This window comes from Kitasatospora dryopteridis (assembly GCF_050749075.1).
In the GTDB taxonomy this organism is placed as follows: Bacteria; Actinomycetota; Actinomycetes; order Streptomycetales; family Streptomycetaceae; genus Kitasatospora.
The window spans coordinates 6,918,879-6,936,869 of record NZ_CP192749.1 but is presented as its reverse complement, the minus strand read 5'-3'; the positions used below and the strand labels follow the sequence as shown (position 1 = coordinate 6,936,869).

The following is a 17,991-nucleotide window of genomic DNA, read 5'->3' as shown; positions in this document are numbered from 1 at the left end:
CATTTCGCTAGGCTGATCCGGCTGCACCGCAGCAGAGGGGTGATGCCGCTCGGCAGGGTCGTTCGGTGCCGGACCCGTGCGGTGCCGGACTCCCTCGGTCGCCGACCGATTCCGCCACCGACCGATTCCGCCACCAATCCGACGGAGAGACTGTCGATGACCGACATATCCGCCCGACAGGCGTCCCCGGCTCTCGCTCCCAGCGTGGGCGGCGGGCGCCGGCTGAAGCTCGTCGTCGTCCTCGGCGCCCTCTCCGCGTTCGGGCCGCTGTCGCTGGACATGTACCTCCCGGCCTTCCCCGCGCTGGCCGCCGACCTCGGTGTGCAGGACGCGGACGTGCAGCTCACGCTGACCGCCTGCCTGCTCGGCCTGGCGCTCGGCCAGCTGGTGGCCGGGCCGCTGAGCGACAGCCGCGGCCGCCGCACTCCCCTGCTGATCGGTCTCGGCTGCTACGCGGCGGCATCGCTCGCCTGCGCCTTCGCACCGAACATCGAGGTGCTGACCGGCCTGCGGCTCGTCCAGGGCATGGCCGGTGCCGCCGGCATCGTGATCAGCCGGGCGGTGGTGCGCGACCTGTACGACGGCACCGAGGCCGCCCGCTTCTTCTCCCTGCTGATGCTGGTGAACGGGCTGGCGCCGATCCTCGCACCGGTGCTCGGCAGCCAGCTGCTGCGGATCGCCGACTGGCGGGCGGTGTTCGCGGTGCTCGCGGTGATCGGCGCCCTGCTGCTCGCCACCGCGGTGCTGGCCCTGCCGGAATCCCTCCCCGCGGAACGGCGCAGCAGCGGCGGGCTGGGCCGGACGGTGCGCAGCTTCGGCGGGCTGCTCGGCGACCGCCGGTTCATGGGCTACGCCCTGTCGGCGGGCTCCGCCTTCGCCGCGATGTTCGCGTACATCTCGGGTTCGTCGTTCGTGCTGCAGCAGGTGTACGGGCTGGACGCCCAGCAGTTCAGCCTGGTGTTCGGCGGGAACGCGCTGGGTCTGGTGCTGCTGGGGCAGGTGAATGCGCGGCTGCTGCGGAGCCGGGCTCCGGGGGTGATGCTGCGGGCCGGACTGGCGGTGTCGGCGGTGGGCGGCGCCGGACTGCTGGTTGCGGTCGTGGCGGGGCCGGGGCTGTGGGCGGTGTGCGGTTCGCTGCTGCTGGTGGTGGCCGCGGTGGGTCTGATCATGCCGAACTCCACGGCGCTGGCGCTGTCGGGGCGGGACAACGCGGGGACGGCCTCCGCCCTGCTGGGGCTGCTGCAGTTCGCGCTGGGCGGGCTGGCGGCGCCCCTGGTGGGCCTGGGCGGCTCGGGTTCGGCGCTGCCGATGGCGGTGGTGATCGCCGCGTTCTCGGGTGCGGCCGTGCTCGTCCATGCCCTGGTGCTGCCGCGGACGCCTCCTGCCTAGGACGCGCCTCCGCAGAAGGTCGTGGGTGCCCCACGAGGGGCGCCGGGGCCGCCCCCGGCGCCCCTGGCGGACCCGCGTGGCTACCAGCTCCCGCCGGCGGGCTGGCGGGTGGTGGCGTTGAGGCGGTTGAAGAGGTTGGTCACGCCGATCATCAGGATCAGCGAGGCGAGCTGCTTCTCGTCGTAGTGTGCGGCCGCGGCGTTCCAGATCTCGTCCGGGACGGCCTCGGAGCGGTCGCTGAGCCGGGTGGCGGCCTCGGTGAGGGCGAGGGCGGCGCGCTCGGCCTCGGTGAAGTACGGGGCTTCGCGCCAGGCGGCGACGGCGTGCAGTCGCTCGTCGCTCTCGCCGGCCTTGCGTGCGGCGACGGTGCCGCCGACCACGCAGTAGCTGCAGCCGTTGATCTGGCTCGCCCGCAGGTGGACGAGGTCGAGGGTGCCCTCGGGGACGCCTCCCTTCTTCGCCGCCTTGAGGACGCCGAGGATGGCCGGCATGGCCTCGGGAATGACGACCGCCGGGTTCTGCATCCGTGCCTGCTGCATCGCTGTGCTCCTTCTCGCCGGCCCGAGCCACTGCTTCCGCCGGCCTCCGTGTCTGCTTCGGTACTCCTCTGACGTGGGCGGGGCGGCGGATGTGACGGGGTGCGCGGACGGATTTCGCCGGCCCATTCCGCGGGTCCCGGCCGCGTCTTTTGCGGCCCCGGCCACGGCGGGGGCAGGCTGGAGGGCGGGAGCCGAGAAGGCGAGGAGAGCCATGAGCACCCTTGAGGAGCAGATCGAGATCGGTGCCCCGGCCGATGCGACCTGGGAGCAGCTGCACCGGATCGCCGACTACCCCCGCTTCGTCGAGGGCGTGCTGCACGCCTCCGCCCGTGGCAGCCACCGTGCGCATCTGGACGTGGCGGTGGACGGGGGGCACCGGGAGTTCGACGCGTTCTTCACCGACCGCGGCCACAACCGGGTGATGACCTGGCAGACCGTGGACGCCCCGCATCTGCGCGGCACGTTCGCGCTGCGGCCGTTGGGCGGGGACAGGACGCAGGTGCAGGTGCGGATCGAGTACGAGCCGGCTGCCGTGGAGGAGCTGTTCGGCGGGCCGCCGCACGGCTTCGCGCAGGCGTCGGCGATCGAGCGGACGGTCCGGACGGACCTGGAGCAGCTCCGCGACCTGGTGGAGCAGCGCACGCACTGACGCCGGTCGCCGGTGCCGGGCCCACTGACTCGGATGCGGGTCAGGGCAGTACCTGCTCGGCCCAGATGACCTTGCCGGAGTCGGTGTAGCGGGTGCCCCAGCGCTCGGCGAACTGGGCGACGAGGAAGAGGCCGCGGCCGCCCTCGTCGGTGCTGGCGGCGTACTTGAGATGCGGTGAGGTGCTGCTGGAGTCGGAGACCTCGCAGATCAGTGTCCGGTCGCGGAGCAGTCGGACGCGGATCGGGCCGCCGCCGTAGCGGATGGCGTTGGTGACGAGTTCGCTGAGGATGAGTTCGGTGGTGAAGGCGAGGTCCTCCAGGCCCCAGTCGTCGAGGCGCCGGCTGACCTTGCCGCGGACGGCGGAGACGGCGCTGGGGTCGGCGGGGACGTCCCAGGCGTCGACGTTCTCGGCGGGGAGGGCGCGGGTGCGGGCGACGAGCAGGGCGATGTCGTCGGTGGGGCTGGCGGGGAGCATGGCGTCGAGCACGGTGTCGCAGGTCTTCTCCGGCGTGCTGCCGGGGTGTGCGGCGAGGGTGGTGCGCAACTCTTCGAGGCCTTCGTCGATGTCTGGCTGCCCTCGGGGAGGTCGATCTCGACGGCCTCGAAGGGGAGCCCGACGAGGCCGAGGGGCGGTCCTGCGGGGAGTTCGGGGAATTCGACGCTGCCGTCGGGGTGGACGACGGCGGACGGGTCGGGCCGGCGCGGGCCATGGTGCAGCGCAGGGAGACCGGGTCGTAGATGGCGTAGAGGCAGGTGGCGCCGGTGATGGGGGCGTCGCCGTCGAGGGAGGCGTCCTGGTCGATGCGGTTGACGAGGTCGTCGAGGTGGCCGAGGAGTTCGTCCGGCGGCATGTCGAGGGCGGAGAAGGTGTGCACGGCGGTGCGCAGCCGGCCCATGGTGGCGGCGGCGTGCAGGCCGTGGCCGACGACGTCGCCGACGACGAGGGCGACGCGGGCGCCGGGCAGCGGGATGACGATTGAACCTGGAATGGAATGGAATGGAATGGAATGGAATGGAATGGAATGGAATGGAATGGAATGGAATGGAATGGAATGGAATGGAATGGAATGGAATGGAATGGAATGGAATGGAATGGAATGGAATGGAATGGAATGGAATGGAATGGAATGGAATGGAATGGAATGGAATGGAATGGAATGGAATGGAATGGAATGGAATGGAATGGAATGGAATGGAATGGAATGGAATGGAATGGAATGGAATGGAATGGAATGGAATGGAATGGAATGGAATGGAATGGAATGGAATGGAATGGAATGGAATGGAATGGAATGGAATGGAATCGCGGTGGCGGTCCTCGACGAGGCCGTCGGTGTAGAGGACCATCTGGCTGCCCTCGGGGAGGTCGATCTCGACGGCCTCGAAGGGGAGCCCGACGAGGCCGAGGGGCGGTCCTGCGGGGAGTTCGGGGAATTCGACGCTGCCGTCGGGGTGGACGACGGCGGGCAGCAGGTGGCCGGCGCGGGCCATGGTGCAGCGCAGGGAGACCGGGTCGTAGATGGCGTAGAGGCAGGTGGCGCCGGTGATGGGGGCGTCGCCGTCGAGGGAGGCGTCCTGGTCGATGCGGTTGACGAGGTCGTCGAGGTGGCCGAGGAGTTCGTCCGGCGGCATGTCGAGGGCGGAGAAGGTGTGCACGGCGGTGCGCAGCCGGCCCATGGTGGCGGCGGCGTGCAGGCCGTGGCCGACGACGTCGCCGACGACGAGGGCGACGCGGGCGCCGGGCAGCGGGATGACGTCGAACCAGTCGCCGCCGACGCCGGCCTGGGCGGGCAGGTAGCGGTAGGCGAGGTCGAGGGCGCTCTGTTCGGGGAGGCCGCCGGGCAGCAGGCTGTGCTGCAGGGTGACGGCCATGGCGTGCTCGCGGGTGTAGCGGCGGGCGTTGTCGATGCACAGGGCTGCCCGGACGACGAGTTCCTCGGCGACGGAGCGGTCGTCGTCGTCGAAGGGTTCGGGGCGGTCGGAGCGCCAGAAGCTGGCCATGCCGAGGACCATGCCGCGGGCCTGGAGCGGCAGGGTGAGCAGGGAGTGGACGCCGTAGCGCTGGACGCCGGCGGCGCGTTCGGGGTGGTAGGGCTTCCAGGCCTCGAAGGCGGCGGTGAGGTCGGGTTCGAGGACGGGCCGGCCGGAGGCCATGGAGCGGGCGCGGGGGGTGTCGGGGACGAGCGGGACGCTCTCGCCGACGGGGATGAACGGGGAGTCGGGGCGGACGCCGCTGTGGCCGGTGCGGCGCATCACGGTGGGCAGGCCGGTGGGTTCCTCGCCGCGGAGCACGGGTTCGGCGAGGTCGACGGTGACGAAGTCGGCGAAGACGGGGACGGCGGCGTCGGCGAGTTCCTGGGCGGTGCGGGTGACGTCGAGGGTGGTGCCGATGTGGCCGGTGGCGTCGTACAGCAGTTGGAGGCGGCGGCCGGCGAGTTCGGCGCGGCCGGAGAGGGCCTGGAGCTCGGTGGAGTCTCGGAGGGTGACGACGCGGCCGGGCGGGCCGCCGTTGGTGTCGGTGGAGCGGATGTTGACGGCGAGCAGCCGTTCGCCGGCGCTGACGACCTGGTCGGTGGCGGTGTTGCCGGAGGCGAGCAGGTCGGTGAGGCGGTGGTCGAGGCCGAGGTCGGCGACGTCCCGGCCCTCGGCGTCGGTGGGGAGCGGGAGCAGGCGGCGGGCCTCGTCGTTGGCGAGCAGGAGGCGTCCGGTGCCGTCGAGGATGAGGACGCCCTCGCGGACGGCGTGCAGGACCGCGTCGTGGTGCTCGTACATGCGGGTCATCTCGGCGGGGCCGAGGCCGTGGGTCTGGCGGCGCAGGCGGCGGCCGACGAGGGCGGTGCCTGCGGTGGCGAGGGCGAGCGCTCCTGCGGCGGTGGCGAGGAGCAGGGGGAGCTGGCGGTCGGCGGTGTCGGCGATCTTGGCTTTGCGGACGCCGGCGGAGACGATGCCGACGACGGTGCCGTCGGCTTCCTTGACGGGGACGGTGGCCTGGACGAGGGGGCCGATGGTGCCGTCGACGTTCTCGATGACGGTCTTGCCGGCGAGGGCGGGGGCGATGGTGCCGACGAACTTCTTGCCGATCCGGTCGGGCATCGGGTGGGTGTAGCGGATGCCGGCGGTGTTCATCACGACGATGAAGTCCACGCCGGAGGTGACGCGGGCGGCCTCGGCGCGGGGCTGGAGGACGACGGTCGGGTTCGGGGTGCTGAGCGCCTCGATGATGCCGGGCGCGTTGGCGAAGGTCTGGGCGACGGCGAGGGAGCGGTTGGCGGCCTCGCGGGTGATGTCCTTGCGGGACTGCAGCACGAGTTCGACGCCTGCTGCGACGACCAGGAGCAGGACGATGACCACCTGAAGGACGAACACCTGGCCTGCGACGCTGCGCATTCTCAACGCCGACCACGGACGTCGACCGGTGGAGTCGGGGACCGACGGGGCCCGGGATCGGCCCCTAAACCGGACCATATGCCTATGTGTACCCCGCGGGCCCCCACCCGGCCAAGAGATGAGCCCGATCACATCGCTGGACGGACCGCCCGGTCACGGAGGGTGCGGGCCGGGCGACACCCCACCGGCGCACCCCGGGTCGCCTCTCCCGTGGTGCGTCGGCGGGCGCTGCCAACAGATGCGGGTGTTGTCAGTAGATGAGGTAGGAGGGCCGGTGGCCCTCGTCGGCGATCTCGCCGTCCGCGACGGACCTCAGTTTGCGGGAGAGTTCGTCGAGTGCGCGGGAGGCGGCCATCTCCTCGCCGATCCTGGCCAGCGGGCGGTCGTCGCGGCTCTTCACCGCTTCGCCGTGGCCGCTGAGGCCGGGTGCGTGCGAGCCGCTCAGCCGGGCATCGCAGGCGGTGTTGACGCCGTCCTCTTCGAAGACCAGCTCTACGTCCCACTGGTTGTGCATCCTGCACCTCCTCGTGGCGTTCCCGGGTTCCAGCGTGCGCCCGCGGGCCGTGGGCGGGCAACCAGGGGCGGGAATGCCGCCATGTCGGTGAACGTTCAACAGATCGCTCCGGGTGCGGGACCGGACGGAGCGACGGACGGACGAGAGGAGTCCCACGGTGTTCCAGCAGTACCTCACGGGCGACACCGCCGAGCAGTGGCGCTGGGCAGGGCTGTACTTCGACGCCAAGGAGTACGCCGAGGCGGCGCGGCTGCTCGCGCCGGTGGTCGAGCAGCACCCGGAGCAGGTCGGGCCGCGGCTGCTGCTGGCCCGCGCCTACTACCACTCCGCGCAGCTGCGGCGCGCCGAGGAGCAGTTGCGGGAGGTCGTGGCCCGCGACCCGGTCGAGCAGTACGCGCACCTGATGCTGGGGCGCACCCTGGAGCGCCAGGGCCGCCCCGCCGAGGCGGCCCGCTGGCTGCGGCTGGCGGAGGCCCTGGAGGGCTGACCGCCGACCACTCGGGGGCGCGGGGAAACTGCGGGCGGTTCCCCGCGCCCCTTCTGCGTTGCCTCCGGGTGGCCGAAGGTGTCCTTGCATGAACACTTCATAAAGGTGAGACTGAGGCGCGCCTGACGGAGGGTCGACCCGATCTACCGTCAATCGTCCGCACCCCGACCGCACTGGAGGACCCCTGTGCGCACGAGGATGATCGTCTCCCTGGCGGCCGCCGCCGCCCTCTTACTGGCCGACCCGGCCTCGGCCGCCGCGGCCACCGCCGGCTCCCCCGGCATCGGCGACGCCTACTACCCCACCTACGGCAACGGCGGGTACGACGTCTCGCACTACGACATCAGGCTGAAGTACCAGCCGGCCACCGACCGGCTGGAGGGCACCACCACCATCCTGGCCACCGCCACCCAGAACCTCTCCCGGTTCGACCTGGACTTCGCACTGGACGTCAGCGAGGTGCTGGTGGACGGCCGTCCGGCGAAGTTCGCCGCCACCGGCGAGCAGGAACTGGAGGTCACCCCGGCCGCGCCGCTGGCCAAGGGACAGCGCACCACGGTGGTGGTCCGCTACGCGGGCACGCCGTCCGCGGTCTCCCGCTACGGCTTCACCGCGTGGCTGCGCACCCCCGACGGCGGGGTGGCGGCGGGCGAGCCGGAGGCGGCCTGGTGGTGGTTCCCGAGCAACGACCACCCGTCCGACAAGGCCACCTTCGACGTGTCGGTGCTCGTCCCGGACGGCACCCAGGTCATCAGCAACGGCGACCTGGTCTCGCAGAGCTCGCGGATCGGCTGGACCCGGTACAACTGGCGGCAGAACAAGCCGCAGGCCACCTACCTGGCGACGCTCGCGGTCGGACGCTTCGACATCACCCGCTCCACCAGCCCGGGCGGCATCCCGGTGCTGAACGCCTACAGCCGCGACCTCGGCGACAACGACGGCGCCGCCCGCGCCAGCGTGGAGCGCACCGGCGAACTCGCCGACTGGCTGTCCGGCTACCTGGGCCCGTACGCCTTCGGCTCGGTCGGCGGCTACGTGCCCAACGTGAAGACCGGCTACGCCCTGGAGAACCAGACCCGGGTGTTCTACAGCCCGCGGCAGTTCTCCCGCGGCTCCAACACCTCGGTGGTGGTGCACGAGCTGGCCCACCAGTGGTTCGGCGACACGGTCTCCGTCCGGCGGTGGAGCGAGATCTGGCTGAACGAGGGCTTCGCCACGTACGCGCAGTGGCTGTGGTCGGAGCACGAGAACGAGGGCACCGCGCAGGAGCTCGCGGACTGGGTGTACTCCTCGCACCCGGCGGACGACCCGTTCTGGACGGTGAAGCCCGGCGACCCCGGCGCGGACCACCAGTTCGACGGCGCGGTGTACGACCGCGGGGCGCTGGCCCTGCAGGCGCTGCGCAACGAGGTCGGCGACGAGGCGTTCTTCCGCATCCTGAAGGGCTGGCCGGCCGAGCACCGGTACGGCGACGCGACGATCGCGGAGTTCCGGCAGTACGCCGAGCGGATCTCCGGCAAGCCGCTGGGCGAGCTGCTGCAGACCTGGCTGTACACGGCGTCCAAGCCGGCCAGCGGCGCCGTCCCGCCGGGCGCGCAGGCGGCCCGGCCGTCGGCCGCCCCGCAGCAGCCGCGCTCCTGGACGAAGATCCGCACCGCCCAGGAGCACTGACCCGGAAGCACTGACCGGAAATCACTGGCCCGTGGGCATCGCCCGGGAGCACTGCCACGGGCCGCGCCCGCCCCTCCGTCCACGAGAGGGGCGGGCGCGGCGGTATCAGGCGGTGCAGATGCCCCGCTGGTGGTCGACCGTCGCGGTGGCCTGCGAGTACTGCCACTGCGGCGCGAGCACCTCGGCGTCGAGCCGTCCGGCGGCGGCGCGGTCCTCGACGATGTAGCCGAAGTCCTGCAGCCAGGCCGGGTAGAGGTTCTTCGAGCCGGTGTAGAAGGCCTGGCCGTCCACCGACACCACCTTGTGGTGCAGCGCGTACGGGTGACCGTCGGCCCAGGTGGCGGTGGGTGCGGCGCGGAAGGAGGCGAGCTGCAGGTTGCCGCAGAGCGCGGCCCGGCCCTCGGCCTGGTCGCCGGTCAGCTTCACCAGACGGTCCTTCAGCACGTCGCTGATCTCGGCGAGCGACTTGATCTGCGAGTAGCCGCCGCTGCCGACCGCGCCGCGGTTGGCCGGGTCGCTGACCACGATCCGCACCTTGACGCCCGCGGCCAGCTTGGCGGCCAGCACGTCGTACAGCCGCTGGTCGTAGCGGGGCAGCGGCGGGCAGGTGGCGTTGAGGTCCTGCTGGGAGATCTCGATGTGCTCGGTGGCGCTCGCGACGAGGGCGCGCAGCGCGTTCTCCTCGGGGTTGACCGTCTCGTAGTCGCGGTCGTTGTTGGTGCGGTCGGCCACGCCGATGCCGCAGCGGGTGGCGGCGGCCCCGGGCAGTTGCGGACGGTAGCCGGAGGCGGGGTCGGCGGTGCGGATGCCGATGCCGAGGCCGCCGACGGCGATCACCGGGACGCCGCCGGCCGCGGGGGCCGCCGGGGTGTCGAGGGTGCGCAGGCAGCCGGCGCCGGCAGAGGCGGCGAACCAGACGTTCTGGCTGAAGGTGCCGGTGTTGTCGCAGGTCCAGGACCACAGGGTGTCGAGGTAGCGGGCGGCGGAGCCGGCCGCGGGGCCGGTGATCTCGACGTCGGCGTCGGTGACCGGGTGGGCGGTGTCGAGGTAGTCGTCCTTCCACCCGTTGATGCCGCCGACGATCGCGGTGGCGCCGTCCACGACCAGGATCTTGGAGTGGTTCCAGGACAGGCCGGTGCGGGAGGTGGTGGCGGAGGCGACGGTGAGGGTGACGTTCGCGGCGGCCGGGCCGAGGCGGGAGAGCAGCTCGTCGCGGTAGGCGGCGGGCTTCACGTTGAGGTGGTAGACGGGCGCGGCACCGACCAGGATGCGCACGGTGATGCGGTTGCCACCGGCGGTGGCCTGCTTGAGGCCGGCGACCAGGGCGTCCTCGAAGCCGCCGTTGGGGAAGGGCGCCAGCGAGGAGACGTCGACGGTGCGGGTGGCGGCGGCGACGGCGGCGGTGGTGCGGGCGAGCAGTTCGTCGCTGCCGGTGCGGGTGCGGCAGGCCGGGTCGCCCCAGCAGCCGGGCGTCTGCAGGACGCCGTCGAAGCGGTTGCCGTCGGTGCGCTGCCAGACCGGGCCCTCCAGGCCCGGCGACACCTCCCGCAGGGTGCGCTCCACGGCGTCGAGGTGCGGGGTGGCGGGCTGCGCGGCGTAGGCCGGTGCGGCGGCGGGGAGCACGCCGAGTACGGCGGCGAGGACGAGCAGGGGGCGGGTGACGCGGCCGGTGCGGCGCGGTCGACGGTCGAGCACGGAGAGGGTCCTTTGGCAGATCACCAACAATCTACCTGATGGTAACTTGACGGCCCGCCAGATGATCAAATCGGAGGGCGGGCCTCCGGTGCCCGCACCCCGGCGGCACCCGGAGGCCCGCCCCGGCCGTCCCGGGCCCACCCCCGACCGTCTCGGCCCGCCCGGCGTGCAACGCCTCAGGCGCGCCCGATGTTCAGCCCGGCCGGGCGGGCGTCCTCCTGCACCAGGCTGCCCGCCTGGTCCGAGGTCAGCGGCCGGGCGAACAGGTAGCCCTGTCCGAGCGGGCAGCCCATCGCGGCCAGGAGCTCCCGCTGCACCGTGTTCTCGATGCCCTCGGCGATGACCTGCACGCCCAGCGTGTCGGCGATCCGCGCGATGCCCTCGACCAGCGCGTACTGCTGCTGGGAGTGGCCGAGCCCGTCGATGAACGACTTGTCGATCTTCAGGATGGAGATCGGGAACTCGCGCAGGTAGCTCAGCGAGGAGTAGCCGGTGCCGAAGTCGTCGATGGCGATCTGCACACCGAGGTCGCCGAGCATCTGCATGTCGGTGCGCACCCGCTCGTCGCGGCGCATCAGCACCGTCTCGGTGAGCTCCAGCACCAGCGTGGACGGGTCGATGCCGCTCTGGTCGAGGGCCCGGCGCACGGTGTCGACGAAGCCCGCGTCGCGGAACTGCCGGCCCGAGACGTTGACGCTCACCCGCAGCGGGCCGCGCCCGTCGGCCGCCCGCTCGGCCCGGGTCAGCCGCTGCCAGCGGGCCGCCTCGGCGACCGCCCGCTCCAGGACCCAGGCGCCCAGCGGCACGATCTGGCCGCTCTCCTCGGCGAGCGAGATGAACTCCTCCGGCAGCACCATGCCGCGCCGCGCGTGCGGCCAGCGCACCAGGGCCTCGAAGCCGACCAGGCTCCCGTCACCGAGGTCGACGATCGGCTGGTAGTACAGCGCGAAGGCGGACTCGGCGATCGCCTCGTCCAGGCTCTCGTTGAGCTCGTGCCGCTCGACCAGACCGGCCTGCAGCGCGGGCCTGTAGTGGCACCACTGCCGCTTTCCGGCCGCCTTCGCCGAGTACAGCGCCAGGTCGGCGTGGGTGAGCAGCTCGGCGCCGTCCTCGCTGTCCTCGGTGGTGGCGACGCCGACGCTGGCGGCGACCCGGACGGCGCCGGAGCTGAGCCTGAACGGCTCCTCGAAGACGGCGAGCACCGCGGCGGCGGTGGCGCCGACGTCTGCGGGCGACATGGCGTCCTCGACCAGCACGGCGAACTCGTCGCCGCCGAGGCGGGCCGCGGTGTCGGAGGTGCGCAGCGCGGTGGAGATCCGCAGCGAGACGGCGACCAGGAGTTCGTCGCCGACGGCGTGGCCCTGGGTGTCGTTGACGACCTTGAAGTCGTCGAGGTCGATGAAGAGCACGCCGGTGACGGTGCCGCGGCGGCCGCTGCGGGAGAGGGCGTGGCCGACCCGGTCCTGGAAGAGGACGCGGTTGGCCAGGCCGGTGAGCGAGTCGTGGAAGGCGCGGTGGGTGAGTTCGCGTTCCATCTGCCGCTGGTCGGTGACGTCACGCAGGGTGAGCACCAGGCCTCCGACGGTGGGGTCGTCGCGCAGGTCGTTCCAGCGGACCTCGGCCTCGATGACGCTGCGGTCGTTGCGCAGCAGCCGCCAGTGTTCGCGCTGCTCGGACTGTTCGCGGGTGCGCATGCGCAGCAGGGCCTGGTTGACGGCGCGGCTGTCCTCCGGCGGCACGAGGTCGGTGAGGGCCTGGCCGTCGAGCGAGGGGTGGCCGAGGACGCGGTCCGCCGAGGAGCTGGCGTACCGGATGGTGTCGTCGGCGCGCAGGATGAGGATCACGTCGGAGGCGCTCTGCACCAGCGTGCGGAAGTAGAGCTCGCTGTTGCGGCGGTTGATCTCCTCGTTGAGCATGACCCGTTCGATCGCGAGTGCGGCCTGCGCGGCGAGGATGTCGAGGGTGCCCCATAAAGCCGTGAGCCGGTGTTCGGTGCCGCCGACGACGAGGGCGCCGATCAGCGGGTCGCCCGAGGGGCGCCTCTCCAGGACGAGGGGGCAGATGAGGGCGCTGGGGGCTCCTTCGAGGCGGGCGGCGAGGGCGTGGTCGAGGGTGCCGACGGGGACGAGGCGGCTGTGCCGGGCGGGTCCTGCCCCGGGCGGGCCGTCGCCGCCGGTCTGCAGGGCGTCCTCCTCGCCGACGGAGAGCAGCGCGACGTGGGCGGGCTCGGTGGGGACGAGGGAGGAGGCGGCGGTGCGGACGGCATCGGCGACCTGCTCGACGGTGACGGCGCCGGCGAGGGAGGCGCCGGCCATCCGAAGGACGCGCTCGCGTTCGACGGCGTGCCGGTGGGCGAGGACGACGCCGGCGAGCCGGGAGAGGACGAGCAGGAAGAGGACGGCGGAGAAGCCGCCGATGACGGCGGCGTTGCCGGGGTTGCCCTGGGTGACCTCCAGGACGAGCATGGTGGGCGCGATCAGCGAGGCGACGGTCAGCAGGGCGATCCGGCCGCGGCTGATGTCCGGGGGCTGGGTGGGGATGGGCCGGGTCAGTTCGACCATGGAGGGGTGCAGTGCGGCCACGCCCCACGCGGTGTAGAGGAGCGCCCAGCCGAGGTCGACCGGGGTGCCGATGCGCCACACGCCGTGGAGCTGGATGAGGCCGTAGAGGACGTCGGAGACGAGCAGGCCGACGGTACCGAGGGTGAGCAGGACGACGGCGGGGCTCTTGCCGCCGCGCGGCACCAGCAGCCGCATCAGCATGGCGAGCACGAGGATGTCGCCGAGCGGGTAGGCGATGGAGATGACCTTCTGGAACCCGGTGAGTTGGGGGTTCTGGGCGTACGGGACGATCAGGTACATCCAGCTGAGCAGCGCGAGGCCGACGGTGAGGGTCAGCGCGTCGATGAGGCTGCCGCGGTCCTGGTGGGCCGTGCGCCAGCGGATGAATCCCCAGACGCCGGCCGCGTAGAGCACGAACTCGGCGAGGTAGAAGGCGTCCGCGAGCGAGGGGAAGGTCAGCTGGTGCAGGTACTCGGTCTGGATGACCTGGACGACCTCGCCCGCGGTGAAGCTCAGGTTGGCGACTGCGAGCAGGTACCAGGAACCGGCGTGGGCAGGCCTGTTGAGACGGACACCGATGACAATCGCAGCGAAGCTGCTGAGCCCGATGCCCGTCCACCAGATGATGCGGTCGGTGGGGAAACGGTAGTAGATCACCGTCAGCAGGACCGTCAGGCCGATATAACAGACCGTCAGCCGCTGTCGTCGACGTGTCAACCCAGCTACCTCCCTCGGAGGTGGTGAGCTGATCCGCTCAGGAATTGGGGCGCTCCCAATCATACATAGCGCGCCCGGGGTGCCTATAGTCGAGATTATCGGGGGCGGTCCGTGGCGGGCGGCGGAGGCCGCGGCCGTGCTGGGCCGGTGTCCACGCACTCCCCGATATTTCCCGGTAATCCATCCGCCGTCTGTCGAGGTCGTTGCCGGTGGATCAGTCGAATCACGTCCAACCCCCCCAATTCGGGCCACATCTCGTTCTGTCGAACGAAGATGGACAGTATGCGATTTGGACGAACGAACTCCCGGTGCCCGGGGGATGGCGGAGCGTATTCGGACCGGCCGGCCGCGAGGAATGCCGACGCGAGGTGGAAAGCCGCTGGCGCGATCTGAGACCCACCGGCTCGGGCGCCCCGGGCCGTACGGTGCACGGGCTGTTCCGCGAGCAGGCCGCGACCCGCCCCGGGGCGCTCGCCGTGCTGTGCGACGACGGCCCGCTGACCTACGGCGAGCTGGACGGGCGCAGCGACCGGCTGGCCGAGGAGTTGCGGGCGCTGGGCGTGGGGCCGGACGTGGTGGTGCCGGTGTGCCTGGAGCGCAGCGGCGACATGGTGGTGGCGATGCTGGCCGCGCTGAAGGCGGGCGGTGCGTTCCTGCCGCTGGATCCGGCGCATCCGGACCTGCGGCTGGCGAAGCTGGCCGCGGACTCCGGCGGCGGGCCGGTGGTGACGTCGCGTGACCATGCCGGGCTGTTCCCGGCCGCGGTACTGGTGGAGGCGTACCGGACGGCGGGGCCCGCGCCGGTGGTGCCGCCGACGGACCTGTCGGACCCGGACGACCTGGCGTACCTGATCTACACCTCGGGCACGACGGGTGAGCCGAAGGGTGTGCCGGTGAGTCACCGGACGATGGTGTTCACGCTGTCGCGGGTGGCGGAGGCGTACGGGCTGTCACCGGCGGACCGGGTGCTGCAGCTGGGTGCGCTGGGTTTCGACACCTCGCTGGAGCAGATATTCACGCCGCTGCTGAACGGGGCGGCGCTGGTGCTGGGCGGCCGGCATCCGTGGGCGCCGATCGAGTTGGCCCACCGGCTGCCCGAACTTGGCATCACGGTGGCGGATCTGACACCGACGTACTGGCACCGGCTGCTGGCGGTGCTGCCGGCGCAGGGGCCGGCGGCGGCCTCGCTGCGGCTGCTGGTGGTGGGCGGTGACACGGTACCGGCGGAGGACTGCCGGGAGACGCTGCGGCGGCTGCCGGGCACGCGGCTGCTGAATGCGTACGGGCTGACGGAGACCGGGATCACCTCGACGCTGTGCGAGATAGGCCCGGAGCTGCTGGCGCAGCCGGCGCACGCGCCGGTGCCGGTGGGGCGGCCGCTGCTGGGCACGTTCGTGCACGTGCTGGACGCGGATCTGCGGCCGGTGCCGCCGGGTGAGAAGGGCGAGGTGTACATCGGCGGCCCGGGGCTGGCCCGCGGCTACTGGAAGCGCCCGGATCTGACGGCGGAAAGGTTTCTGCCCGAGCCGTACGCGGGCACGCCGGGCGGGCGGATGTACCGCACCGGCGACACCGGCCGGTGGCGGCCGGACGGCAACCTGGAGCTGATCGGCCGGGCCGACGACCAGGTGAAGATCCGCGGCTACCGGGTCGACCCCGGCGAGGTGGAGGCCGTCCTCGGCGAGCACCCGTCGGTGGGCGAGGTCCGGGTGGTGGCGGGCGAGGCCGCCGGCGGGCGGGCGCTCACCGCCTACTACACGGCCCGCGGCGGGCGGCCGGAGGACCTGCGGCAGTACATGGCCGCGCGGCTGCCCGACCACCTGGTGCCCAGTGCCTTCGTGCCGGTGGAGCACATGCCGGTCACCCCGAGCGGGAAGATCGACCGGGTCGGGCTGGCCCGCGGTACCCGGGACCCGGGGCACGCCGTCGTCGGCGGGCCCGGCGCCGGCGTGCAGGCGGGCCTGGCCTACCTGTGGGCGCAGATCCTGGGCGTGGAGCACGTCGGCACCGACGACGACTTCTTCGAGCTCGGCGGCAACTCTCTGCTGGCGATGGAGATGCTGGCCCGTGCCCGGATCATGTTCGGGATCGGCGTGGACCGCATCCGCACGCTGACCCGGGCGCTGCTGAAGAACCCCACCCTCGGCGCGTTCACCACCGTCACCCGGGACGCCCGCGGGGTGCTGCCCGCCGAGCACGGCCAGCGGATCGACTTCACCGCCGAGGCCGAGCTGGGCGTGCCGGTGCACCGCGACCCGGACCGCACCGCGCCGCGCTGGCACCAGCCGTCCGACATCCTGCTGACCGGCGCCACCGGCTTCTGCGGCACCCACCTGCTGCGCGCCCTGCTGGAGACCACCGACGCCCGGGTGCACTGCCTGGTCCGGGCGCCCGACCCGGACCACGGCCTGGAGCGGCTGCGCGCCGCCCACCAGCGGTACCTGCTGCGCGACCTGCACTCGGACCGGGTGGTGCCGGTGGTCGGCGACCTGTCCGAACCGCTGCTCGGCCTCGGCCGGCGCCGCTTCGAGGAGCTGGCCGGCACCGTCGACCTGATCCACCACCTCGGCGGACAGGTCAACTTCCTCTACCCGTACCACCAGCTGCGGGCGGCGAACGTGGCCGGCACCCGCGAGGTGATCCGGCTGGCGGGCCACTCGCGGGCGATCCCGGTGCACTACCTGTCGAGCATGGCCGTGCTCGCCGGGTACGGCCCGGCGGGCGTCCGGCAGATCACCGAGGAGAGCCCGCTCGCGCACGCCGACCGGCTCTCGGTCGGCTACGTGGAGAGCAAGTGGGTCGCCGAGGCGCTGCTGCACCACGCGGCCGGCGCCGGGCTGCCGGTCACCGTGCACCGGGTCAACGACGTCACCGGCGACCTGCGGCACGGGGTGATCAACCCCGGCACCGAGCTGTCCGCGATCATCCGCTACCTGTGGGACAGCGGCACCAGCCCGGACGTCGACCTGCCGCTGGACTTCGTGCCCGCCGACGTCTTCACCCGCGCGCTCGCCCTCATCTCCACCACGGAGCCCGCCGAGGGCCGGGTGCTGCACCTGACCAACCCCGCCCCGGCCGCCCTCGGCGATCTCACCGAGCGCATCCGAGCCCGCGGCCGCCCGGTCGAGCACCTGCCGTACCGCGAGTGGGTGCACCGGCTGATCGCCTTCGCCACCGCGAACCCGGCGCACCCGATCACCCCGTTCGTGCCGCTGTTCGTGGACCGCGCCGAGGGAAGCGAGCTGACCATCAGCGAGATGTACTTCCGGCCGACGTTCCCGGAGTTCACCCGGGCCGGCGCCGACCGGGCGCTGGAGCGGGCCGGCGTCGAACTGCCGGCCGTCGACGCCGAACTGCTCGACTTCTACCTCGACCGGCTCGAGGCCAGCGGCCAGTTGGAGCACGTCGGGTGAGCGGTACCGCACAGTGGTGGGCCGCGGTCGTCCTCGACCACGCCCCCTCCGACGCACCCGCCGCGTTCTGCGCCGACCTCGGCCCGGACGGGCTGCTCGCCGGCTACCGGGCCGGCGCCTTCCCGATGCCCGCCCCGGACGAGTACGCGCTGTGGATGAACGAGGCCCGCTACGAGGAGCAGGTCGACGAGGGCACCATCGCCACACCCCCCGGGGCCGGCGAGGACGCCTTCGGCGTCGCCTGGTGGTGCCCCGACCCGCGGCCGGTCATCCCCCTCACCGGCGCCCGGCTCGGCAGCCGGCTGGCCCGCCGGCTGCGCAACGGCGACCTGTGGACGACCACCGCGGACAAGGCGTTCGGCGAGGTCGTCGAGCGCTGCGCCGCCGGCCGCACCCCGGCCTGGCTGACGGCCGACCTGCGGGCCGCACTCGAGGCCCTGCACGCCAGGGGGCGGGCGCACAGCATCGAGGTGTGGGAGGAGGGCGAGCTGGTCGGCGGCGCGTTCGGGGTCCGGGTCGGGCCGGTGATCAGCCTGGACTCCATGTTCGGCATGCGGCCGGACGCCGCCAGGGTCGCCGTGGTCGACCTCGCCCAGCGCTTATCCGAGGCCGGCGGGCTGCTGCTGGACGTCCAGTGGGACAGCCCGCACGTGCGGAGCCTGGGTGCGGTACCCAGGCCGCGCACCGAGTACCTGGCCCTGCTCCGCGGCGGCCCGTCCGCCGGCCCCCCGCCGGGCGAGGAACGGCCGGCGTCCCGGTTGGGCTGACGTTGTCCTCGAAGGCCACCCGGGCGGTCGATCCAGGGAGGTGTGGGGGCACCTCCCGGGTCGGCGAGGACGGCGTTGTCCTCGAAGGCCACCCGGGCAGTCGATTCGGGGGCGCGGGGAACTGCGCAACCCGGATGCGGGTACCACGACGGTACGGGCCGAGCCGTGATCTGCACGGTGGCCCGTACCTGGACTGCGCAGT

11 protein-coding genes and 3 pseudogenes are annotated in these 17,991 nt (G+C 72.5%); 8 read left to right on the top strand and 6 right to left on the bottom strand.

Annotation, left to right across the window (positions count from 1 at the left end; all coding sequences use genetic code 11):
- Window positions 1-156: 156 nt before the first annotated feature.
- On the top strand, window positions 157-1,389 hold the full coding sequence (locus tag ACQ614_RS31400) for a Bcr/CflA family multidrug efflux MFS transporter (RefSeq protein WP_431682329.1): 1,233 nt from the start codon (window positions 157-159) through the stop codon (window positions 1,387-1,389).
- An 80-nt stretch (window positions 1,390-1,469) separates the two neighbouring features.
- Here ACQ614_RS31400 and ACQ614_RS31395 read toward each other — a convergent pair whose 3' ends face one another.
- On the bottom strand, window positions 1,470-1,928 hold the full coding sequence (locus tag ACQ614_RS31395) for a carboxymuconolactone decarboxylase family protein (protein ID WP_431682327.1): 459 nt from the start codon (window positions 1,926-1,928) through the stop codon (window positions 1,470-1,472).
- A 211-nt stretch (window positions 1,929-2,139) separates the two neighbouring features.
- On the opposite strand from ACQ614_RS31395, the gene ACQ614_RS31390 reads away from it, so the two are divergent.
- Window positions 2,140-2,577, top strand: a complete 438-nt coding sequence (locus ACQ614_RS31390; RefSeq protein ID WP_431682326.1) for an SRPBCC family protein — start codon at window positions 2,140-2,142, stop codon at window positions 2,575-2,577.
- A 40-nt stretch (window positions 2,578-2,617) separates the two neighbouring features.
- On the opposite strand, the pseudogene ACQ614_RS31385 reads toward ACQ614_RS31390, so the two are convergent.
- Window positions 2,618-3,551 (bottom strand): annotated as a pseudogene (locus tag ACQ614_RS31385) (SpoIIE family protein phosphatase); the annotation flags it as partial.
- 2 nt (window positions 3,552-3,553) lie between these two features.
- On the opposite strand from ACQ614_RS31385, the gene ACQ614_RS31380 reads away from it, so the two are divergent.
- The gene (locus ACQ614_RS31380; RefSeq protein ID WP_431682325.1) at window positions 3,554-3,916 is read left to right on the top strand and encodes a hypothetical protein; all 363 of its coding nucleotides are present in this window, start codon (window positions 3,554-3,556) and stop codon (window positions 3,914-3,916) included.
- Here ACQ614_RS31380 and ACQ614_RS31375 read toward each other — a convergent pair.
- A pseudogene (locus ACQ614_RS31375) lies at window positions 3,880-5,964 on the bottom strand (SpoIIE family protein phosphatase); the annotation flags it as partial. The gene ACQ614_RS31380 and the pseudogene ACQ614_RS31375 sit on opposite strands and share 37 nt — an antisense overlap.
- 250 nt (window positions 5,965-6,214) lie before the next feature.
- A complete protein-coding gene (locus ACQ614_RS31370) occupies window positions 6,215-6,478 on the bottom strand; it encodes a dsRBD fold-containing protein (protein WP_431682324.1) in 264 nt (87 codons plus the stop codon).
- Between the two features lie 157 nt (window positions 6,479-6,635).
- On the opposite strand from ACQ614_RS31370, the gene ACQ614_RS31365 reads away from it, so the two are divergent.
- Window positions 6,636-6,965: a tetratricopeptide repeat protein gene (locus ACQ614_RS31365; RefSeq protein WP_363497046.1), complete on the top strand. Its 330-nt coding sequence runs from the start codon at window positions 6,636-6,638 to the stop codon at window positions 6,963-6,965.
- A gap of 198 nt (window positions 6,966-7,163) precedes the next feature.
- Window positions 7,164-8,636, top strand: a complete 1,473-nt coding sequence (locus tag ACQ614_RS31360; protein ID WP_431684077.1) for a M1 family metallopeptidase — start codon at window positions 7,164-7,166, stop codon at window positions 8,634-8,636.
- Window positions 8,637-8,741: 105 nt separating this feature from the next.
- Here ACQ614_RS31360 and ACQ614_RS31355 read toward each other — a convergent pair whose 3' ends face one another.
- Entirely contained in the window at window positions 8,742-10,331 is a 1,590-nt protein-coding gene (locus tag ACQ614_RS31355; protein ID WP_431682323.1) for a phospholipase D-like domain-containing protein, read from the bottom strand.
- Window positions 10,332-10,507: 176 nt separating this feature from the next.
- Window positions 10,508-13,609 carry a putative bifunctional diguanylate cyclase/phosphodiesterase gene (locus ACQ614_RS31350; RefSeq protein ID WP_431682321.1) on the bottom strand — a complete coding sequence of 1,034 codons (3,102 nt, stop codon included), beginning with the start codon at window positions 13,607-13,609 and terminating at the stop codon, window positions 10,508-10,510.
- Window positions 13,610-13,818: 209 nt separating this feature from the next.
- Between ACQ614_RS31350 and ACQ614_RS31345 the strand changes: the two are divergent.
- From ACQ614_RS31345 to ACQ614_RS31335, 3 genes and pseudogenes are all read left to right on the top strand, one after another.
- Window positions 13,819-13,971, top strand: a pseudogene (locus ACQ614_RS31345) (MbtH family NRPS accessory protein); the annotation flags it as partial.
- A 6-nt stretch (window positions 13,972-13,977) separates the two neighbouring features.
- Complete coding sequence (locus ACQ614_RS31340; RefSeq protein WP_431684076.1) at window positions 13,978-17,022, top strand: amino acid adenylation domain-containing protein; 3,045 nt, start codon at window positions 13,978-13,980, stop codon at window positions 17,020-17,022.
- On the top strand, window positions 17,019-17,789 hold the full coding sequence (locus ACQ614_RS31335; protein ID WP_431682320.1) for a leucyl/phenylalanyl-tRNA--protein transferase: 771 nt from the start codon (window positions 17,019-17,021) through the stop codon (window positions 17,787-17,789). Before ACQ614_RS31340 ends, ACQ614_RS31335 begins: the two co-directional genes overlap by 4 nt.
- Window positions 17,790-17,991 lie beyond the last annotated feature (202 nt).